Source organism: Mesorhizobium sp. M8A.F.Ca.ET.202.01.1.1 (assembly GCF_004791595.1).
GTDB lineage: Bacteria > Pseudomonadota > Alphaproteobacteria > Rhizobiales > Rhizobiaceae > Mesorhizobium.
The window spans coordinates 122,537-140,325 of sequence record NZ_SRUN01000013.1; the positions used below are offsets into that span (position 1 = coordinate 122,537).

17 protein-coding genes are annotated in these 17,789 nt (G+C 63.4%); 16 read left to right on the plus strand and 1 reads right to left on the minus strand.

Annotated features, from left to right (window positions below; all coding sequences use genetic code 11):
* Positions 1-36 precede the first annotated feature (36 nt).
* The 9 genes from miaB (at position 37) to EN845_RS25810 (ending at position 9,040) form a co-directional block, all read left to right on the plus strand.
* Positions 37-1,446, plus strand: coding sequence for a tRNA (N6-isopentenyl adenosine(37)-C2)-methylthiotransferase MiaB (gene miaB / locus EN845_RS25770; RefSeq protein ID WP_127870738.1), 1,410 nt, complete (start codon positions 37-39; stop codon positions 1,444-1,446).
* An 83-nt stretch (positions 1,447-1,529) separates the two neighbouring features.
* Positions 1,530-2,522, plus strand: a complete 993-nt coding sequence (locus EN845_RS25775) for a PhoH family protein (protein ID WP_224536181.1) — start codon at positions 1,530-1,532, stop codon at positions 2,520-2,522.
* Between the two features lie 17 nt (positions 2,523-2,539).
* Complete coding sequence (gene ybeY / locus EN845_RS25780) at positions 2,540-3,046, plus strand: rRNA maturation RNase YbeY (RefSeq protein ID WP_127870739.1); 507 nt, start codon at positions 2,540-2,542, stop codon at positions 3,044-3,046.
* 28 nt (positions 3,047-3,074) lie between these two features.
* A complete protein-coding gene (locus tag EN845_RS25785; protein ID WP_127870740.1) occupies positions 3,075-4,151 on the plus strand; it encodes a hemolysin family protein in 1,077 nt (358 codons plus the stop codon).
* Between the two features lie 14 nt (positions 4,152-4,165).
* Positions 4,166-4,636 carry a VOC family protein gene (locus EN845_RS25790; protein ID WP_127279027.1) on the plus strand — a complete coding sequence of 157 codons (471 nt, stop codon included), beginning with the start codon at positions 4,166-4,168 and terminating at the stop codon, positions 4,634-4,636.
* Positions 4,637-4,725: 89 nt separating this feature from the next.
* On the plus strand, positions 4,726-6,318 hold the full coding sequence (gene lnt / locus EN845_RS25795) for an apolipoprotein N-acyltransferase (RefSeq protein ID WP_127279028.1): 1,593 nt from the start codon (positions 4,726-4,728) through the stop codon (positions 6,316-6,318).
* 139 nt (positions 6,319-6,457) lie between these two features.
* The gene (locus EN845_RS25800) at positions 6,458-6,877 is read left to right on the plus strand and encodes a helix-turn-helix transcriptional regulator (RefSeq protein ID WP_127279029.1); all 420 of its coding nucleotides are present in this window, start codon (positions 6,458-6,460) and stop codon (positions 6,875-6,877) included.
* A gap of 168 nt (positions 6,878-7,045) precedes the next feature.
* The gene (metK, locus tag EN845_RS25805) at positions 7,046-8,311 is read left to right on the plus strand and encodes a methionine adenosyltransferase (protein ID WP_127279030.1); all 1,266 of its coding nucleotides are present in this window, start codon (positions 7,046-7,048) and stop codon (positions 8,309-8,311) included.
* A gap of 27 nt (positions 8,312-8,338) precedes the next feature.
* Entirely contained in the window at positions 8,339-9,040 is a 702-nt protein-coding gene (locus tag EN845_RS25810; protein WP_127870741.1) for a tRNA (guanosine(46)-N(7))-methyltransferase TrmB, read from the plus strand.
* Positions 9,041-9,102: 62 nt separating this feature from the next.
* Here the strand turns inward: EN845_RS25810 and EN845_RS25815 are convergent, their stop codons facing one another.
* Positions 9,103-9,267 carry a hypothetical protein gene (locus EN845_RS25815; RefSeq protein WP_127279034.1) on the minus strand — a complete coding sequence of 55 codons (165 nt, stop codon included), beginning with the start codon at positions 9,265-9,267 and terminating at the stop codon, positions 9,103-9,105.
* Between the two features lie 288 nt (positions 9,268-9,555).
* On the opposite strand from EN845_RS25815, the gene rimP reads away from it, so the two are divergent.
* From rimP to corA, 7 genes are all read left to right on the plus strand, one after another.
* Positions 9,556-10,203: a ribosome maturation factor RimP gene (gene rimP, locus EN845_RS25820; protein WP_127279033.1), complete on the plus strand. Its 648-nt coding sequence runs from the start codon at positions 9,556-9,558 to the stop codon at positions 10,201-10,203.
* A 49-nt stretch (positions 10,204-10,252) separates the two neighbouring features.
* Positions 10,253-11,848: a transcription termination factor NusA gene (gene nusA / locus EN845_RS25825; RefSeq protein WP_027142036.1), complete on the plus strand. Its 1,596-nt coding sequence runs from the start codon at positions 10,253-10,255 to the stop codon at positions 11,846-11,848.
* 38 nt (positions 11,849-11,886) lie between these two features.
* Positions 11,887-12,537, plus strand: coding sequence for an RNA-binding protein (locus EN845_RS25830; RefSeq protein WP_013891268.1), 651 nt, complete (start codon positions 11,887-11,889; stop codon positions 12,535-12,537).
* Positions 12,534-15,110, plus strand: a complete 2,577-nt coding sequence (gene infB / locus EN845_RS25835; RefSeq protein WP_127279032.1) for a translation initiation factor IF-2 — start codon at positions 12,534-12,536, stop codon at positions 15,108-15,110. The genes EN845_RS25830 and infB overlap by 4 nt, the downstream gene beginning before the upstream one ends.
* A gap of 125 nt (positions 15,111-15,235) precedes the next feature.
* The gene (rbfA, locus tag EN845_RS25840; RefSeq protein ID WP_127870742.1) at positions 15,236-15,646 is read left to right on the plus strand and encodes a 30S ribosome-binding factor RbfA; all 411 of its coding nucleotides are present in this window, start codon (positions 15,236-15,238) and stop codon (positions 15,644-15,646) included.
* Positions 15,646-16,632 carry a tRNA pseudouridine(55) synthase TruB gene (gene truB, locus EN845_RS25845; RefSeq protein ID WP_127870816.1) on the plus strand — a complete coding sequence of 329 codons (987 nt, stop codon included), beginning with the start codon at positions 15,646-15,648 and terminating at the stop codon, positions 16,630-16,632. The genes rbfA and truB overlap by 1 nt, the downstream gene beginning before the upstream one ends.
* 45 nt (positions 16,633-16,677) lie before the next feature.
* Positions 16,678-17,772 (plus strand): magnesium/cobalt transporter CorA, encoded by a 1,095-nt coding sequence (gene corA / locus EN845_RS25850; protein ID WP_127870743.1) that lies wholly within the window; start codon positions 16,678-16,680, stop codon positions 17,770-17,772.
* Positions 17,773-17,789: the final 17 nt, after the last annotated feature.

Here is a 17,789-nt window from a genome sequence, read left to right on the forward strand (position 1 = left end):
TGTTTTTTGTCACGGAAAGGCGTTAGAAGCCGCCGGATGGACTTGAACACGATTGAAAGCGACGACATCGGCACTGCGGCCGGACAGCCGGCGGTGCGCGCCACGGCAGCAAAGAAGGTCTTCATCAAGACCTATGGCTGCCAGATGAACGTCTATGATTCTCAGCGCATGACCGACGCGCTGGCCGCCGACGGCTATACCGCGACCGATGCCATCGGCGAAGCCGATCTGGTGTTGCTCAACACCTGCCACATCAGGGAGAAAGCCGCCGAAAAGGTCTATTCCGAACTCGGCCGCATCCGCGACATGAAGGCCGAGCGCGCCGGTGCCGGCCTCGAGATGCTGATCGGCGTCGCCGGCTGCGTGGCACAGGCCGAGGGCGCCGAGATCATCCGCCGGTCGCCGGCCGTCGACCTGGTCATCGGTCCGCAGACTTATCACCGTCTGCCCGATGTGCTGGCGCGGGTGCGCGGCGGCGAGAAGATCGTCGAGACCGAATACGCCATCGAGGACAAGTTCGAACATCTGCCGCAGCCCAAGCGCGCCGAGTTGATCAAGCGCGGCGTCACCGCCTTCCTCACCGTCCAGGAAGGCTGCGACAAGTTCTGCACCTTCTGCGTCGTGCCCTATACGAGAGGCTCGGAAGTGTCACGGCCGGTGGCGCAGATCGTTGCCGAGGCCGAGCGCCTGGCCGAGGCCGGGGTGCGCGAGGTGACGCTGCTCGGCCAGAACGTCAACGCCTGGCATGGCGCGGGCGATAATGGCGCGGAATGGGGTCTCGGCCGCCTGCTGTTCCGGCTGGCCGAAATCCCCGGCCTGGCGCGGTTGCGCTACACCACCAGCCATCCGCGCGACATGGACAACGAATTGATCGCGGCGCACCGCGACCTGCCGTCGCTGATGCCCTATCTGCATCTGCCGGTGCAATCGGGCTCAAACCGCATTCTGAAGGCGATGAACCGCAGGCATACTGCCAAGGATTATCTGGCGCTGCTCGACCGCATCCGCGCCGCGCGCCCCGATATCGCGCTGTCGGGCGACTTCATCGTCGGTTTCCCCGGCGAGACGGAGGCCGATTTCGAGGCGACCATGGAACTGGTGCGCCAGGTGGGCTACGCCTCGGCCTTCTCGTTCAAATATTCGCCGCGTCCCGGCACGCCGGGGGCCGACATGCCTGACCACGTGCCGGAAACGGTCAAGGACGAGCGCTTGCAGCGCCTGCAGGCATTGCTGCTGAAACAACAGCAGGATTTCGGCTCGAGCCTGGTCGGCAGCACCATCGATACGCTGATCGAGAAGCCCGGCCGTCAGGCCGGCCAGAAGGTCGGCCGCTCGCCTTGGCTGCAGCCGGTTATTGTTGATGAAAAGGCCGGCGAAATCGGTGACATTATCAAGGTGCGAATCACGAAGACGGGCTACAACAGCCTGTTCGCCGAATTGGCCTGATGGTCTCGGCAGATGAGGAGAGACGGTTGAGCGCAGCGGAGCTGAAGAATCTGCCCCCGGTACCGGCATCCGGGGCTTCTGACATGGCGCACATCGTTCTGACTTTCGACAACAACAAGCTTGCCAGCGCCCTTTACGGCCAGTTCGACGAAAACCTCGCCCGGCTCGAGCAGAAGCTCGGCGTCGATATCCGTTCGCGCGGCAACCAGCTGACCATCAAAGGATCGGCGTCCGCCGCCGAACAGGCGCGCCGTGCCTTGGACAATCTCTACGGCATCCTGCAGAAAGGCGTCGATATCGGCCAGTCCGATGTCGACGGTGCCGTTCGCATGGCTATCGCCGCCGACGACCAGCTCACACTGCCGACACTGGAGCGCAAGGGCAAGGTTTCCGCCGCCCAGATCGCCACCCGCAAGAAGACGATCTATGCCCGTTCGCTCAACCAGGACGCCTATATGCGGGCGCTGGAGCGTTCGGAGCTGGTGTTCGGCATCGGTCCGGCCGGCACCGGCAAGACCTACCTGGCGGTGGCGCATGCGGCGATGCTGCTCGAGCGTGGCATGGTCGAGCGCATCATCCTGTCGCGGCCGGCAGTCGAAGCCGGCGAACGGCTGGGCTTCCTGCCGGGCGATATGAAGGAGAAGGTCGATCCGTATCTGCGCCCCCTCTACGACGCGCTCTACGACATGATGCCGGCCGACAAGGTCGAGCGCGCCATTGCGGCCGAAGTGATCGAGATCGCGCCGCTAGCCTTCATGCGCGGCCGCACGCTGGCGCATGCCGCGGTGATCCTCGACGAGGCGCAGAACACCACGCCGATGCAGATGAAGATGTTTCTCACCCGTCTCGGCGAGAATTCGCGCATGATCGTCACCGGCGATCCGACCCAGATCGATCTTCCTCCGAGCACCAAATCGGGCCTGGTCGAGGCTTTGCGTGTCCTTGACGGTGTTGCAGGCGCGGTAACCGTGCGCTTCAACGATGTCGACGTCGTTCGCCATCCGCTGGTGGCTGAAATCGTCAGGGCCTATGACCGGGACGCCAAGCTGGCGCGCGGCCTTGGCGCCGAGAATTGATGTGACGATGCAGCCTCATGCCTGAGGACAACACATCCGGCGGCGGGAGCCTTCCGGTTCCCGTCGAGATCGATATATCGATTGAAGCGGGCGGCTGGCCCGATGAAGCAAGCCTGACGCGGCTGGTCGATCGCGCGGTTGATGCCGCCTTTGCCGAGACCGGTGTGACGGGTCATTCCGAACTCAGCATTGTTTTTTCCGACGATGCCCATATCCGTACCTTGAATGCGGACTGGCGCGGCAAGGACAAGCCCACCAACGTCTTGTCTTTCCCGGCTTTTCCGCATGTGAATGGTGGCCCACTGCCGCCGATGCTCGGCGACATCGTGCTTGCCGCCGAAACCGTGGCGCGCGAAGCGGCACTGGAAGACAAGCCGCTGGAGAACCATATCTGCCATCTCGTCATCCATGGCCTGCTGCACCTCATGGGCCATGATCACGAGACCGACGCCGAGGCCGAGGAGATGGAAGCCATCGAGCGCGCCGCGCTTGCAAGGCTTGCCATTCCCGATCCCTACGCGTAACTAAAAAAGACCAATTGACCGGACGACGATGAACGACAAACCAGAGACTGCCGCCCGCCCCGACGCCGGCAGTGCGACCAAGGCTTCCGATACGTCGGAAGAGGGATCAAGTCCGAGTACCATTGCTGGCAGCGCTGTCGTCGAGCCGTCGCCTGCCGGTCCCTCCCTGTTCAACCGCGTGCTGGGCCTGTTCCGGCAACGCAACGGCACCAGCCTGCGCGAGGAGATCGCCGGCGCGCTCGCCGAGACGACGAGCGATGTCGAATCCTTCTCGCCTGGCGAGCGCGCCATGCTCAACAACATCCTGCGCCTGCGCGAAGTGCGCGTCGAGGACGTCATGGTTCCGCGCGCCGATATCGAGGCGGTCGAGATCGCCACGACGCTTGGTGACTTGCTTGGCATGTTCGAACAATCCGGCCATTCCCGCATGCCGGTCTATTCCGAGACGCTCGACGACCCGCGCGGCATGGTCCATATCCGAGACGTGCTGGCCCATATCACCAAGCTGGCGCGCGTCAGGAAGGGCCGCACGAGCCGCAAAACGCCCGTCGCCACGGTTCTTGATCTTGCCCAGGTCGACCTCGCGCGCACCATCGGCGAGCTCAATCTGATCCGCCAGGTCCTGTTCGTGCCGCCGTCGATGCTTGCTTCCGACTTGATGGGCCGCATGCAGACGACGCGCACGCAAATGGCCCTGGTCATCGATGAATATGGTGGCACGGACGGCCTCGTCTCGCTCGAGGACATCGTCGAGATGGTGGTCGGCGACATCGAGGACGAGCACGACGACGATGAGCCGATGATCACCCAGACCGGCGACGGCGTGTTCATCGTCGACGGCAAGGCCGAGATCGACGAGGTCGCCAAGATGATCGGCGAGGATTTCGCCGCGGGGGAACATGGCGAATATGTCGACACCATTGGCGGCATGATCTTCAACACGCTCGGCCGCGTGCCGGCGCGTGGCGAGGTGGTGCAGGCCATCCCTGGCTTCGAGTTCCATGTGCTCGATGCCGATCCGCGCCGCGTCAAGCGCGTGCGCATCGTGCAGAGCCAGAAGGGCGAGCGCCGCCGGCGCGCCACGGCGCGCACCGAACAGGCCTGAAAAGCTGCCGCGCAATGACAATCGAGGATCCGTTCAAGCATCCGGTCCTCGGTTCTGGCGTGTTCTACCGCGACCCGCGTGCGGCGCTGGATTGGCTCGAAGCGGCCTTCGGCTTCGAGCCCAGCATGGTGGTCCGCGATACCGGCGGGAAACTGATCCATGCCGAGATGCGGTTCGGGGATGGTTGTATCATCGTCGATTCTGAATGGGCCGATCATGTCGCGAGCCCCGCATCGGTCGGTGGCAAGAACACGCAGTCGGTCTATATCAGGCTGAAAGACGGCCTCGATGCGCATTGCGAGCAGGCCCGCGCGGCCGGTGCCGCCATAATCCAGGAACCGGCGGACCAGTTCTACGGCGAACGCCAGTATCGGGCGCGCGATCCCGAAGGCCATGTCTGGACGTTCACGCAGCCAATCCGTTCTGTTTCCCGTGAGGAGGCCGAGCGCCTGGGTGGCTTGCGCATCGAGGGTTGGCACCGGTAGAGCCATGGTCGGTCATGCGGCCGGCGTTTGGAGTGCAGGCCGCGGCCTGATAAATCTTGGCTCCTGATTCGCGCGACTCGGAAGTATTCATGGTGCGCCTTGCCGGCCGGATAATTCTGCTCTGGGGCTGGCGCCGCGCGCTCGTGGCCTTTCTCGCCGGAGCGCTGGCGGTGCTGGGCCAGGCGCCTTACGATTTCTTCGCCGCCTGTTTCATTTCGTTTCCGGTGCTGGTCTGGCTGCTCGACGGCGCGACCGGCGAAGCCTCCGGCAGCCTGGTCCGGCGCCTGCGGCCGGCTTTCGCCGTCGGCTGGTGGTTTGGCTTCGGTTATTTCCTCGCCGGCCTTTGGTGGATCGGCTCGGCGCTGCTGGTCGAGGCCGACGATTTTGCCTGGGCGCTTCCCTTCGCCGTGGTCGGCATTCCTTTCGCGCTCGCATTTTTCTATGGCTTCGCAACGATGGTCGCCCGCCTCCTGTGGAGCAGCGATATCGGCCGTATCGCTGCCCTTGCCTTCGGTTTTGCGCTGGCGGAGTGGCTGCGCGGCTTCCTGTTCACCGGATTTCCCTGGAATGCCATCGGCTACGCGGCGATGCCGGTCCCCCTTTTGATGCAAAGCGTCTCGGTGACCGGCATGATCGGCATGAACGCGCTCGCGGTTTTCCTTTTCGCACTGCCGGCGCTGCTGGCGGCGCGCCGGCATCTTCGGCTGGGCGCCGCCCTGTTTGTCCTGCTCGTCGCCGCCCATGCCGGCTTTGGCTATGTCAGGATCGCGGCCCCCGAAAAGCCGGCGGCGCGCAGTCTCGATGTCCGTATCGTCCAGCCGGCCGTCGACCTGTCGGAAAAGTGGGATGCCTCGGTGCGTGACCGCATCTTCGCCACCTTGCTGGGCCTGTCTTCCAAGGCGCCGGATCCAGGTCACGAAAGACCGCAACTGATTCTCTGGCCGGAAACCTCGGTGCCGTTCCTTTTCACCGAGCGCCCCGATGCCTTGACGGCGCTGGGCGACATGCTGGGCGACGGCCAGATGCTGATCGCTGGCGTCGTGCGCGAAGAGGGCGGCTCGGCGGCAAGCCCCGACAGCCGCTACTACAACTCCGTCGTGGCGATCAACGACAAGGGCGAGATCGCCGATGCCGTGGACAAGGTTCATCTGGTGCCGTTCGGCGAGTACCTGCCTTTTGCCGACCTGCTCGGCCGTTTCGGCATCGAACAGCTCGTCGCTGGGCCGATGACGTTCACGGCTGGCAACGAGCGTCATCCCATCACGCTGCCGGGTGGCATTCGTGCCCTGCCATTTATCTGTTATGAGGTGATCTTTCCCGATCTGGTGGCAGTTGACGCAACGTCAGCGCAGCTTATTGTGAACGTTACCAATGATGCATGGTTCGGCGACACGCCGGGACCGTATCAGCATTTCAGGCAGGCCCAGATTCGCGCGGTGGAGAACGGATTGCCCCTGTTGCGTGCTGCCAACAACGGCATCTCGGCCGTTGTCGACCCCCGTGGCCGCGTCGTCGATGCGCTGGCCATCGACGCGCGCGGGGCCATCGATGTGAAGGTTCCTGTTTCCGAACAGACGGTGATTTCGTCCCGTCAGCGGCGCATTAACGGAACGCTGATCATGTTGCTGTTTGCGCTGGGAGGGGTGCTGTTGAACGTAAGGCAAAGGCTACGGGTGAATTGACAGTTGGCACATTAGAAACTCATACTGTACCGCCTGAAAATTTCTCGAAGCCGGTGGATCGTTCTGTTGGGGCAGTCGCCTCCGGTTTTCTTTGGGCAGGAAAAAAATCACAAAGCCGAAAAAATTCGGCGAGGAAAAAATGACAGAAGAAAACAAGAAGAAACCGAATCCCATCGACATCCACGTTGGAAGCCGGGTCCGGCTTCGCCGCAATATGCTCGGAATGAGCCAGGAAAAGCTGGGCGAGAATCTCGGCATCACGTTTCAACAAATCCAGAAATATGAAAAGGGCACCAATCGCGTCGGCGCCAGCCGTCTGCAGGCGATAGCCTCCATACTCGGCGTGCCCGTCGCCTTCTTTTTCGAGGATGCGCCGGGCCAGGAGCTGACGGCCAACCGTGGTTTTGCCGAGGATAGCTCGATGGCTTTCGCCGTCGAATTCTGCGGCAGTCCCGAAGGGCTTCAGCTCAACCGGGCCTTTGTCAAGATCGCCGACGTCAAGGTGCGCCGCAGGATCATAGACCTGGTGAAATCGCTCGCCGAGGACGATCTCGACTGATCCGCGATGCGCTTCGCACCGGCGGCGTGCGCCGCCGGTGGCACAAGATATCGTCTCCGACATTCAGGCCAGACCGGCGGCAACGCTTGACGAGCAGCGCTTTGCCCCGCTAACACGTGGCGCGCCAAAATCGGCAGCCTGCCGATCGTTTTTCAAGAGGGGACACCCGTGACGCGGCAGAACTACTTCTTTACCTCGGAATCCGTTGCCGAGGGCCATCCCGACAAAGTCTGTGACCGGATCTCCGACGAAATTGTCGATCTGGTCTATCGTGAAGCCAAGAAGACCGGCATGGACCCGTGGAAAGTCCGTGTGGCCTGCGAGACGCTGGCGACCACCAACCGCGTCGTCATCGCCGGCGAGGTGCGCGTCCCCGAGACGCTCTTGAAGAAGGACAAGGCCGGCAACATCCTCAAGGATGCCGCGGGCCACCCGATCGTCAATCCGGCGAAGTTCAAATCCGTCGCCCGCAAGGCGATCCGCGAGATCGGCTACGAGCAGGCCGGCTTCCACTGGAAGACGGCCAAGATCGAGGTCCTGCTGCATGGCCAGTCGCCCGACATCGGCCAGGGCGTGGACAACGCGGCCGACCGTCAGGGCGAGGAAGGTGCCGGCGACCAGGGCATCATGTTCGGCTATGCCTGCCGCGAGACGCCTGACCTGATGCCGGCGCCGATCTACTACAGCCACAAGATCCTCGAACTCCTGGCCGCCGCCCGTCACGAGAACAATGGCGAGGCCGGCAAGCTTGGCCCCGATGCCAAGAGCCAGGTCACCGTTCGCTATGTCGACGGCAAGGCCGCGGAGGCGACGCAGATCGTGCTGTCGACCCAGCATCTCGATTCGAGCTGGGATTCCAAGAAGGTCCGCAAGGTCGTGGAACCCTATATCCGCGAGGCATTGGGCGACCTCAAGATCGCTGACGACTGCATGTGGTACATCAACCCGACCGGCAAGTTCGTCATCGGCGGTCCGGACGGCGATGCCGGCCTGACGGGCCGCAAGATCATCGTCGACACCTATGGCGGCGCGGCCCCGCATGGCGGCGGCGCCTTCTCCGGCAAGGACACCACCAAGGTCGACCGGTCGGCCGCCTATGCGGCGCGCTACCTGGCCAAGAACGTCGTGGCGGCGAAGCTTGCCGACCGCTGCACCATCCAGCTGTCCTACGCCATCGGCGTCGCGCAGCCGCTGTCGGTCTATGTCGACCTGCACGGCACCGGCAAGGTCGACGAGGCCAAACTCGAGGATGCCCTGCGCACCGTGATGGACCTGTCGCCTTCCGGCATTCGCCGTCATCTCGATCTCAACAAGCCGATCTACGCCAAGACGTCGTCTTACGGCCATTTTGGCCGCAAGGCTGGCCGTGACGGGTCTTTCTCCTGGGAAAAGACCGATCTGGCCAAGGCGCTCAAGGATGCTGTCGCGGCCTGAGGGCGGCGGCAGGACTTGCGCCAATCGATGCGTGACGGGGACAGGCCAAGCCGCACGACCGAAGCCTTCTTCGGCCGTCGGCGCGGCAAACCCGTTCGCCCGCAGCAAGCGGCGGCGCTGGAAAGCGGGCTTGGCGCCTATCGGCTCGATCTGACGGCTGAAGCCCCGTCGGATCCGCGGACCCTGTTCAAAACCGAGGTTTCGGCGGTTCGGCTCGAGATCGGCTTTGGCGGCGGTGAACATCTTCTGCATCGCGCGACCGAGGCGCCGACGATCGGCTTCATCGGCGTGGAGCCCTTCGTCAACGGCATGGCCAAGATGATGATGGCGGTGCGGGCAGCGCCGCTGGCCAATCTCAGGGTCTACGACGACGACGCCACCCAGTTGCTTGACTGGCTGCCGCCGTCCTCGCTCGACGGTATCGACCTTCTCTATCCCGACCCCTGGCCTAAGAAGAAGCACTGGAAGCGGCGTTTCGTCAGCCCGGTCAATCTCGACCGTTTCGCGCGCGTCCTGAAGCCGGGCTCAAAATTCCGCTTCGCGTCCGACATCGACACTTATGTGAACTGGACCTTGCTGCATTGCCGGGCGCATGGCGCTTTTGCGTGGCAGGCGGATGAGGCAGCCGACTGGCATCGTCCCTATGAGGGTTGGCCGGGTACACGCTATGAGGCCAAGGCCATTCGCGAGGGGCGCCGGCCGGCCTATCTTACCTTCATCAGGACGTAGGCGCTCCCGACCGTCGACGGCTCCGGCAACTTACCGGGAGCCGAATCGAATGCTCATCGCAGTCAGAAACGGCCGATCCTGTTGAATATGGCCGGGTCCATGCCGAGATTGCGCAGGTCGTCGGCTCGTGGCTTACGCCCGGCTTCCACGGCGCGCGATGCGGCAACGGCGCTGCCGAATGTGGTGAAGAGATCGCCCAAGGCGGAGAATATCCTGCGGTTGCTCATGATCTTGTCCTTCCGCGCGCCAGCGCGCGCCAATTCAATTCATTTGATGGCTAACAAATAAGAGCGCGACGCGGGCTCTCACAGGGGGATTGCCGCATGGCGGCCATGCGCCTGGAACAACCCTGAACCCACAGGCTTTTGTCCGGCCGGGACTGCGGACTTGAAACACCAGCCCGGATCGTTTATATCAGCCTCAAATTCTTGGTCGGTATGACGAAGAGTGGGTCCACCCGGTCCCGCTCTTTTTTATTACCTGCCGATAGGTTCGAAACGAACGACAGGCAATTGATGACTGCAACGGCAAGCGAAGGTGACGACCGCATCATCCGCGAAAGCGGCATCGATGCGCGCATTGCGCTGATCGTCCAGCCGGTGCTGCGCGGCATCGGCTTTCGCCTCGTGCGCGTGCATCTGTCCGGCCAGAACGGACTGACGCTGCAGATCATGGCCGAGCGTGAGGACGGCACCATGACCGTCGAGGATTGCGAAGAGGTCAGCCGCGCGGTGTCGCCGGCGCTCGACGTCGATGATCCGATCGAAAAGGCCTATCATCTCGAAGTTTCTTCGCCCGGAATCGATCGGCCCTTGGTGCGCAAATCGGATTTCGTGACCTGGACCGGTCATCTGGTGAAGATGGAGACTTCGGTCGTCGTCGCCGATCGCAAGCGTTTCAAGGGCAAGATCGCCGAGGCTGGTGAGAACGATGTGCTGATCGAGCGCGACAAGGCGGCCTATGGTGAGGAGCCGACGGTGCGCGTGCCCTACGATGCCATTGCCGATGTCCGGCTGATCCTGACCGACGACCTCATTCGCGAAGCGTTGTCGAAGGACAACAGGGCGCGCAAGGAAGCCAAGAGACGCCGCGGTGAACCGGACGACGATGTGTCCGAGGGTGCGGAACCGGACGTCACGGAAGAACACGAACAGGAAATTTGATTGAGCTGCCGGGCGCAAAGGTCCGGCGAACAGGCTCGGGAGAAAGAACATGGTTGTAAGCGCCAACAGACTTGAACTGCTGCAGATTGCCGATGCGGTCGCGCGTGAAAAGTCGATCGACAAGTCGATCGTCATCGCCGCCATGGCCGATGCGATCCAGAAGGCGGCGCGTTCGCGTTATGGTCAGGAGACCAACATCCGCGCCGACATCAACCCGAACACCGGGGAGATGAAGCTGCAGCGGCTGATGGAAGTGGTCGAGAAGGTCGACGATTACGCCACCCAGATCGCCATTTCCTCCGCCCGCGAGCGCAATCCCGACGCCCAGCTCGGCGATTTCATCGCCGAACAGCTGCCGCCGATGGATTTCGGCCGCATCGCCGCCCAGTCTGCCAAGCAGGTTATCGTGCAGAAGGTGCGCGAGGCCGAGCGTGACCGCCAGTACGACGAGTACAAGGACCGTATCGGCGAGATCGTCAACGGCACCGTCAAGCGCGTCGAATATGGCAACGTCATCGTCGATCTCGGCCGTGGCGAAGCGATCATTCGTCGCGACGAGCTGATTCCGCGTGAAAACTACAAATATGGCGATCGCGTCCGCGCCTATGTCTACGACGTGCGCCGCGAGCAGCGTGGCCCGCAGATCTTCCTGTCGCGCACCCATCCGCAGTTCATGGCCAAGCTCTTCACCATGGAAGTGCCTGAGATCTATGACGGCATCATCGAGATCAAGTCGGTCGCCCGCGACCCGGGCTCGCGCGCCAAGATCGCCGTCATCTCGCGTGATAGCTCGATCGATCCGGTCGGCGCCTGCGTTGGTATGCGCGGCAGCCGCGTCCAGGCCGTCGTCGGCGAATTGCAGGGCGAGAAGATCGACATCATTCCGTGGTCGCCTTCGGCCGCCTCCTTCATCGTCAATGCGCTGCAGCCGGCGGAAGTCGCCAAGGTCGTGCTCGACGAGGATGCGGAGCGCATCGAAGTGGTGGTTCCCGACGATCAGCTGTCGCTGGCCATCGGCCGCCGCGGCCAGAACGTGCGCCTTGCCTCGCAGCTCACTGGCTGGGATATCGACATCCTGACCGAGGCCGAGGAATCCGAGCGCCGTCAGAAGGAATTCGTCGAGCGCTCGGCGCTGTTCATGGAAGCGCTCGATGTCGACGAGATGGTCGGTCAGGTGCTGGCCTCCGAAGGTTTCACCAGCGTCGAGGAAGTCGCCTATGTCGATGCCGGCGAAATCGCCTCCATCGACGGCTTCGATGAGGATACCGCCTCTGAAATCCAGACCCGCGCCCGCGAATATCTGGAGAAGATCGAAGCCGAGCACGACGAGAAGCGCAAGGCGCTGGGCGTTTCGGATGATCTGCGCGAAATTCCAGGCGTCACCACCGCCATGATGGTGACGCTCGGCGAGGACGGCGTGAAGACGATCGAGGATTTCGCCGGCTATGCCGCCGACGACCTCACCGGCTGGAAGGAACGCAAGGACGGCGAGACCAAGGTCTATCCCGGCGTGCTGGCCAACCACGGCGTTTCGCGCGCCGATGCCGAGCAGATGGTTCTGGCCGCTCGCCTCAAGGCCGGCTGGATCACCGAGGACGAGCTTGCGGCCGAAGAAGAAACGGCTGACGAAGCCGTTGGTGCGTGAGGTGAAACCGCATCGCACACAACCCGCCCTTGGACGAGATGAACGATCGCACCTGCATCGTCACCCGAAAACAGGCCGAACCGGATGAACTGATCCGGTTCGTCGTCGGTCCGGATTCGGCCGTCGTTCCCGATCTCAAGCGAAATCTGCCCGGCCGTGGTTGCTGGGTGAGTGCCGACCGCCTACATATCGAGAAGGCGGCGGCCAAGAACCTTTTTGCCCGCGCCTTCAAGGCACAGGTGGTCGTACCGCCCGATCTCGGCGGCATGGTCGACGGGTTGCTCTCCAGATCCGCTCTAGGCATGCTGGGCCTTGCCCGCAAGGCAGGCGCGATTTCGCTGGGTGCCACCAAGGTGGAGAGCGCGGTGCGCGGCGGGCTGGCGCTTTTCGTGCTCCACGCGACCGAGGCATCCGACGACGGCGTACGCAAGATCAGCCAGGCGCGGCGGGCGACCGTCCATATTGGCGGCCCTTCCATCCTTGCCTACAAACTTTTCTCCGAGGCCGAGTTGAGCTTGGCATTGGGGGGTACAAATGTGATACATGCTGCCGTCCTCGCGGGAGACGCGGGTAAGGCGGTCCAGAAGCGCATGGTTGCGCTCGACCGATATCGGGGCGGAACCCCGGACGATCTTGCAATGCTTGCGGCCGTTGCTGACGAAGATGATGCTGCAGAGGATATGGAATGAACGATACGAAATCGGGCGACGACAAGACGTTGAGTGTTACACCGAAGAAGACCTTGACGCTGAAGCGCCCCGGCATGGAACAAGGCACTGTGCGCCAGAACTTCTCGCACGGCCGTACCAAGTCGGTCGTGGTCGAGACCAAGAAGCGCAAGTTCTCGCTGCCCGGCGATAAGCCGGAGCCGGTTGCCGCTCCGGCTGCGCCCGTCTTCACGCCGAAGCCGGCGGTCGTGGCGGCACCTGTCGTGCAGGAAGCGCCCAAGGCGCCGCCTCCGCCGCGGCCTCCGGTCGAGCGCAGCGGCATGGTGCTGAACGAATTGTCGCGCAGCGAAATGGACGCGCGCCGCAGGGCGCTCGAGGGCTCGAAGGTCCGCGAGGTCGAAGACCGTCAGCGCGCGGCCGAAGAGGCCAAGCGCCGCGCCGAGGACGAAGAGCGCCGCAAGCGCGAACGCGAGGACTCCGCGCGCCGCCAGGCCGAGGAAGAGGCACGGCTGCAGACCGAGGCCGAATCGCGCCGTCGCGCCGAGGAAGAGGCTCGCCGCCGCGCACCGCAAGCCGCTGAGTTGGCGACCGCCGACGAGGAGGAAGAGGTCAAGCCCAAGCGGGCGATCGCTGGTGCGCCGGTGCGCCGCCTGGTCACGCCCGAAGTGGCGCGCCCGGCCAAGCCGACCAAGAGCGAGGAAGACCGCCGCCGTGGCAAGCTGACACTGAATTCCGCGTTGTCCGACGAGGATGCGCGGGCCCGTTCGCTGTCGTCGATGCGTCGCCGCCAGGAAAAATTCAAGCGCGCGATGCACAATGAGCCGCGCGAAAAGGTCATGCGCGAAGTGATCCTGCCCGAGACCATCACCATCCAGGAACTGGCGCAGCGCATGTCCGAGCGTGCTGTCGACCTGGTCAAGTACTTCATGAAGCAGGGCCAGATCCTGAAGCCGGGCGACGTCATCGACGCCGACACGGCCGAGCTGGTGGCCACCGAATTCGGCCACACGGTTCGCCGCGTCGCCGAGTCCGACATCGAGGAAGGCCTGTTCAACATCGCCGACCGTCCGGAAGACCTCGTGTCGCGTCCGCCGGTCGTCACCATCATGGGCCACGTCGACCACGGCAAGACGTCGCTGCTCGATGCCATCCGCAACGCCAATGTCGTTTCCGGCGAGGCCGGCGGCATCACCCAGCATATCGGCGCCTATCAGGTCGAGAAGAACGGTCAGAAGATCACCTTCATCGACACGCCCGGCCACGCCGCCTTCACGGCCATGCGTGCCCGTGGCGCCCAGGCGACCGACATCGCCATCCTGGTGGTTGCGGCCGACGACAGCGTCATGCCGCAGACGATCGAATCGATCAGCCATGCCAAGGCGGCCGGCGTTCCGATCATCGTGGCGATCAACAAGATCGACAAGCATGACGCCGATCCGCAGAAAGTGCGCTCGGAACTCTTGCGCCACGAGGTCTTCGTCGAATCGATGGGCGGTGAGGTGCTGGACGTCGAAGTGTCGGCGACCAAGGGCACCAATCTCGACAAGTTGCTCGAAGCGATCCTGCTGCAGGCCGAAATCCTCGACCTCAAGGCCAACCCCGACCGCACCGCCGAAGGTGTCGTCATCGAGGCGCAGCTCGACAAGGGCCGTGGTCCCGTCGCCACCGTGCTGGTGCAGACCGGCACCTTGATGCCGGGCGACATCCTCGTCGCCGGCAACGAATGGGGCCGTGTGCGCGCGCTCGTCAACGATCGCGGCGAGCAGATCAAGGAAGCGCCGCCGGCGATGCCGGTCGAGGTGCTCGGCCTTCAGGGAACCCCGCAGGCCGGCGACCGCTTCGCGGTGGTCAACAACGAGGCCCGCGCCCGCGAGATCACCGAATATCGCCAGCGTCTGGCACGCGAGAAGGCGGTGGCCAGGCATGCCGGCCAGCGTGGCTCGCTCGAACAGATGATGTCGCAGTTGCAGACGAGCGGGCTGAAGGAATTCCCGCTGGTCATCAAGGGCGACGTGCAGGGTTCGATCGAAGCGATCAATGCTGCCCTGGACAAGCTCGGCACCGACGAAGTGCGTGCGCGCATCGTTCATTCCGGCGCCGGCGCCATCACCGAAAGCGACGTCTCGCTGGCGGAAACGTCCGGCGCGGCGATCATCGGCTTCAACGTGCGCGCCAATGTGCAGGCGCGTGCCGCGGCCGCGGCCGCGGGCATCGAGATCCGCTACTACTCGATCATCTACAACCTGGTGGATGATGTGAAGGCGGCTCTGTCGGGCCTGCTGTCGCCGGAGCGTCGCGAGACCTTCATCGGCAATGCCGAGATCCTCGAGATCTTCGACATCACCAAGGTCGGCAAGATCGCCGGCTGCCGTGTCACCGAGGGCAAGGTCGAGCGTGGCGCGGGCGTGCGCCTGATCCGCGACAACGTGGTCATCCACGAAGGCACGCTGAAGACCCTGAAGCGCTTCAAGGACGAGGTTTCGGAAGTCCCGGGCGGCCAGGAATGCGGCATGGCCTTCCAGAACTACGAAGACATGCGCGTCGGCGACATCATCGAGTGCTTCCGCGTCGAGATGGTGACCCGCACACTCTGAGTTCGAGTGGCTCGTCGATATTGGGCGGTGGTCGAAAGACCGCCGCCTTGGTGCTATTGAGAATGACCGTTTGAGACATGCGGCACGGTCCTATCCCGCGCCTCACGCTTTCAGGATTGAGAAAAATGCCCCGTTCCACAACATCAAGCCCATCCCAGCGCATGCTGCGCGTCGGCGAGCAGGTGCGCCATGCACTCTCCGAAACCTTGCAGCGCGGCGAAATCATCGACCCGTTGATTGAAAATTCGGTCGTTTCGGTCTCGGAAGTGCGCATGTCGCCCGATCTCAAGATCGCCACCGCCTTTGTTTCTCCGCTCGGCGCCAAGGATGCCAACGCGGTGATCGAGGCGCTGAACAAGCATGCCAAGTTCGTGCGTGGCCGCGTCTCCGGCGCGCTCAGGCAGATGAAATACATGCCGGAATTCCGCTTCCGGCTCGATACCTCCTTCGACAATTTCGCCAGGATCAACGACCTGCTGAAATCGCCCGAAGTGGCGCGCGATCTGGATACCGACGACAACAAGGAAGAAGAATGATGGCGCGTCGCGGCAAGAAGAAGGGCCGGCCGGTCTCCGGCTGGGTGGTGCTGGACAAGCCGGTCGGCATGGGCTCGACCGAAGCCGTCTCCAAGATCAAATGGCTGTTCCAGGCCGAAAAGGCCGGCCATGCCGGCACGCTAGACCCTCTTGCCTCCGGCATGCTGCCGATCGCGCTCGGCGAAGCCACCAAGACCGTGCCCTACGTGCAGGACGGCGCCAAGATCTACCGCTTCACCGTTGCCTGGGGCGATGAGCGCTCCACCGACGATCTTGAAGGGCCGGTGACGAAGAGCTCCGACCTGCGTCCGGCGGAAGCCGAGGTGCGGGCGCTGCTGCCGAAATACACCGGCGTCATCATGCAGACGCCGCCGCAATTTTCGGCGATCAAGATTGCGGGCGAGCGCGCCTACGACCTCGCCCGCGAAGGCGAGATGGTCGACATACCGCCGCGTGAGATCGAGATCGGCCGGCTCGATATTGTCGAGCACAAGCCGGACCAGACGATTTTCGAAGTCGAATGCGGTAAGGGCACCTATGTGCGTTCGCTGGCCCGCGACATGGGCCGCGACCTCGGCTGCTTCGGCCATATCAGCGAGCTGCGCCGGGTCGAGGTCGAGCCGTTCACGCCAGAGGACTTCGTCACCATTGCCGAACTCGAGGCCGCCCGCTTCGGCGCCACTGGCGATGAGAATTCGGAAGCGGCCGACGACGCCGAACCGGCAGACGCGGTGGCCAAGCCGGTCGACTTCAGCGCCATCGACACGCTTCTGGTGGACACCTCGGCTGCCCTCGACTGCCTGCCGCAGATCGCCATCAGCGATGACGCGGCGACAAAGATCCGCCTCGGCAATCCTGTCATCATTCGTGGCCGTGACGCACCTGTGGAGGCCGAAGAGGCCTGCGCGACGTCTCGCGGCAAGCTGGTCGCCATCGGCGCGATCGAGCAAGGCATGTTCAAGCCCAAGCGGGTCTTTGCCGGGTGATGCCACTCATCTAATGTCGGCACGACATCGCGGCAGAGGGGCTCCATGGCAAAGGCTGACACGGTCAAGAAGCGCGCGCCGGTGAAGACGAGGCGGCCGCCTGTCGGCGCCTCGCCCGGTACGCTGATCGCCGATCCGGCGGCGCGGCGCTCCGAATTGCGGCTGACCTTGATCTCGCCGCAGAAATTCAAGACCATCGAGAATGCCAGCATCGACGATGTCAAGGCCAATTGCCGGAAATGGCCCGTCATCTGGCTCGACTGCACCGGCCTCGCCAACATCCAATTAATCGAGGAGATCGGCCGCATCTTCAGCCTGCATCCGCTGGCGCTGGAGGATGTTGTCAACACCGGCCAGCGGCCGAAAGTCGACTTCTTCGAGGATCACGCCTTCGTCGTCGTGCGCATGATCGACGATGTCACGTCGCATCGTTACGAGCAGATCGCTCTCTTCCTCGGCGAGAACTTCGTCGTCACCTTCCAGGAGCGCGAGGGCGATCCCTTCGATCCCGTGCGCAAGCGTATCGAGAGTTCGGCGCCCAACCGCTTGCGCACACGCGGCGCCGACTATCTCGCCTACGCGCTGATCGACGCCATCGTCGACAGCTATTTTCCGCCGATCGAGGCTGCCGGCGACCTGGTCGACAGCATCGAGGACCAGATGCTGCATTCGACGCACAAGCACCAGATGCGGCAGCTGCACGAATTGCGGCGCGATGCCAATGTCCTCAAAGGCGTGCTGTGGCCGATGCGCGATGCGCTGGCGACGCTGATTCGCAACGACGTGTCCTATGTCAGGGCTGAAACCAAGGTCTTCCTCAACGACACGCTCGACCATTCGCTCAGGCTGATCGAGCTGGTCGAGACCCAGCGCGACATGCTGACCGGGCTGATCGAGATGCACCTGTCGCTGAGCCAGGCGCGCACCAACGACGTCATCTCTTACCTCACCATCGTCTCGGTCATCTTCATGCCGCTCACCTTCCTGGTCGGCGTCTGGGGCATGAACTTTAGTCCCGACGCCTCGCCATGGAACATGCCGGAGCTGCGATCCTACTATGGTTATCCGGCGGCACTTGTCTTCATGCTGCTCGTCGCTATCGGGCTGATCGCCTTCTTCAGATGGAAGAAGTGGCTTTAGCCACGGCGAAAGGCTTC

Excerpts from the sequence above, each read along its gene's own strand:
- miaB (WP_127870738.1), top strand. The coding sequence starts at position 37 with ATGGACTTGAACACGATTGAAAGCGACGACATCGGCACTGCGGCCGGA.
- EN845_RS25775 (WP_224536181.1), top strand. The coding sequence starts at position 1,530 with ATGGCGCACATCGTTCTGACTTTCGACAACAACAAGCTTGCCAGCGCC.
- ybeY (WP_127870739.1), top strand. The coding sequence starts at position 2,540 with ATGCCTGAGGACAACACATCCGGCGGCGGGAGCCTTCCGGTTCCCGTC.
- EN845_RS25785 (WP_127870740.1), top strand. The coding sequence starts at position 3,075 with ATGAACGACAAACCAGAGACTGCCGCCCGCCCCGACGCCGGCAGTGCG.
- EN845_RS25790 (WP_127279027.1), top strand. The coding sequence starts at position 4,166 with ATGACAATCGAGGATCCGTTCAAGCATCCGGTCCTCGGTTCTGGCGTG.
- lnt (WP_127279028.1), top strand. The coding sequence starts at position 4,726 with ATGGTGCGCCTTGCCGGCCGGATAATTCTGCTCTGGGGCTGGCGCCGC.
- EN845_RS25800 (WP_127279029.1), top strand. The coding sequence starts at position 6,458 with ATGACAGAAGAAAACAAGAAGAAACCGAATCCCATCGACATCCACGTT.
- EN845_RS25810 (WP_127870741.1), top strand. The coding sequence starts at position 8,339 with ATGCGTGACGGGGACAGGCCAAGCCGCACGACCGAAGCCTTCTTCGGC.
- EN845_RS25815 (WP_127279034.1), bottom strand. The coding sequence starts at position 9,267 with ATGAGCAACCGCAGGATATTCTCCGCCTTGGGCGATCTCTTCACCACA.
- rimP (WP_127279033.1), top strand. The coding sequence starts at position 9,556 with ATGACTGCAACGGCAAGCGAAGGTGACGACCGCATCATCCGCGAAAGC.
- nusA (WP_027142036.1), top strand. The coding sequence starts at position 10,253 with ATGGTTGTAAGCGCCAACAGACTTGAACTGCTGCAGATTGCCGATGCG.
- EN845_RS25830 (WP_013891268.1), top strand. The coding sequence starts at position 11,887 with ATGAACGATCGCACCTGCATCGTCACCCGAAAACAGGCCGAACCGGAT.
- infB (WP_127279032.1), top strand. The coding sequence starts at position 12,534 with ATGAACGATACGAAATCGGGCGACGACAAGACGTTGAGTGTTACACCG.
- rbfA (WP_127870742.1), top strand. The coding sequence starts at position 15,236 with ATGCCCCGTTCCACAACATCAAGCCCATCCCAGCGCATGCTGCGCGTC.
- truB (WP_127870816.1), top strand. The coding sequence starts at position 15,646 with ATGGCGCGTCGCGGCAAGAAGAAGGGCCGGCCGGTCTCCGGCTGGGTG.
- corA (WP_127870743.1), top strand. The coding sequence starts at position 16,678 with ATGGCAAAGGCTGACACGGTCAAGAAGCGCGCGCCGGTGAAGACGAGG.